Source organism: Novosphingobium sp. (assembly GCF_032093395.1).
Lineage (GTDB): Bacteria > Pseudomonadota > Alphaproteobacteria > Sphingomonadales > Sphingomonadaceae > Novosphingobium.
Genome location: NZ_DAMDBA010000150.1, coordinates 1 through 1119 on the forward strand (window position 1 = coordinate 1; position 1119 = coordinate 1119).

The 1119-nt window shown below is 65.7% G+C and carries 1 protein-coding gene; it reads right to left on the reverse strand.

Annotated elements, in window-relative coordinates; genetic code table 11:
- Positions 1-1119: cation:proton antiporter (locus tag RT424_RS24040; RefSeq protein WP_313443374.1), on the reverse strand; the 1119-nt coding region annotated here is incomplete at both ends.

A 1119-nucleotide genomic window follows, 5' to 3' on the forward strand; every position in this document is an offset into this window, starting at 1 on the left:
GCGCAGGCGCCGTTCGATCGCCTCACCTCGCCGCATCTCGGCATTTTCCTCGCGTGTCCCCACCCGGCTTTCGATCCGCTCGCGGTAACCGTCCATGATCCGCGCGGCAGCGGACACATAAAGATCGGCATCCGCGCGGCCCTCGGCCAGTTCGTGCTGGACCTCCTCGATCCGGGCAATGGCCGCTTCGGCCGCCTTGACGCGCGCGGCATCTTCGGCGCTCTGCTGGTCATGCTCGGGCGGCATGCGCAGGCCCCGCAGCACGACGGGAAGGCCAAGGCTCGCGACGAGCAGCGAGACTATGATGACGCCCATCGCCAGGAAAATGGCGAGGTCGCGTCCCGGGAAGGGTGACCCATCGCTGAGCACGAGCGGGAGCGTGAGCACGCCCGCAAGCGTGATAGCGCCGCGCACGCCGGCAAAGGACATCGCCGCGACAATACGCCAGTTCGGGGTCGATTGCCCTTCGCCCTGCCGGAAGAAACTCAAGCGGAACGACAGCCAGACCCAAAGGAAGCGCAAGGCGGCCAGTCCAAGATTGATCGCAAGCACATAGACGCCGAGCCACCAGGGTTCATGGTGACCGGTAAGGCGCACCGTCTCCGCCGCGCCCGCGAGAATAGCCGGGAGCTGTTCACCGAGCAGCACGAAGATGACACCATTGGCGGTGAACTGGATGACGTCCCACACCGTGTTGCGGCGGATGCGCGTTGAGGCGGCAAGTTCGCCGCTTCCCTCTACGAAACCCATCGTTAGGCCTGCGGCCACCGCGGCCAGGATCCCCGAACAGTGCAGATGTTCGGCAACAAGATAGGAGCCGAAAGGCAGAAGCAGGCTGATGAGGATCTGCGCCCCGCCCTCTTCGCCATAGCGCCGCGACACCCAGTTCTTGGCGTGCGAGACGAGCCAGGTCAGACCCGAACCGACCGCCAGCCCGCCCAGCGCGACCCACACGAAGTTGATGGCGGCCTGGTGGAGGGAAAAGGCGCCGGTCAGCGTCGCTGCGATGGCAAAGCGCAAGCAGACGAGGCCCGAGGCGTCGTTGAGCAGCGACTCCCCTTCCAAGATATGCATCATCCGCTTGGGAATGGGCACGCGCTGCGCGATCGCCGAAACGGC